Origin of the sequence: Flavobacterium stagni (assembly GCF_004122105.1) — a bacterium.
GTDB classification, from domain to species: domain Bacteria; phylum Bacteroidota; class Bacteroidia; order Flavobacteriales; family Flavobacteriaceae; genus Flavobacterium; species Flavobacterium stagni.
On the sequence record NZ_SBKN01000029.1, the window covers coordinates 1 to 284 of the forward strand.

Consider the following 284-nt stretch of genomic DNA (forward strand, 5'->3'; position numbering starts at 1 on the left):
CTCCACGTGGCCTAAACAAAAAAAGTCATTCGCACGCGAACAACTTTTGTTTGTGACCCGACTGGGGCTCGAACCCAGGACCCCAACATTAAAAGTGTTGTGCTCTACCAACTGAGCTATCGAGTCAGTGCATTCTATTTTGTTTTGACATAAGGTCTTTGTGACCCGACTGGGGCTCGAACCCAGGACCCCAACATTAAAAGTGTTGTGCTCTACCAACTGAGCTATCGAGTCAATAACATTTCTTGAATGCGGGTGCAAATATAAGGCGATAAAATTAATTT

The 284-nt window shown here is 44.4% G+C and carries 2 tRNA genes; both read right to left on the bottom strand.

Annotated elements, in window-relative coordinates:
- Nucleotides 1-53 precede the first annotated feature (53 nt).
- A tRNA-Lys gene (locus tag EQG61_RS13725) sits at nucleotides 54-126 on the bottom strand.
- Between the two features lie 35 nt (nucleotides 127-161).
- Nucleotides 162-234 (bottom strand) — tRNA-Lys (locus tag EQG61_RS13730).
- Between the last annotated feature and the right edge of the window lie 50 nt (nucleotides 235-284).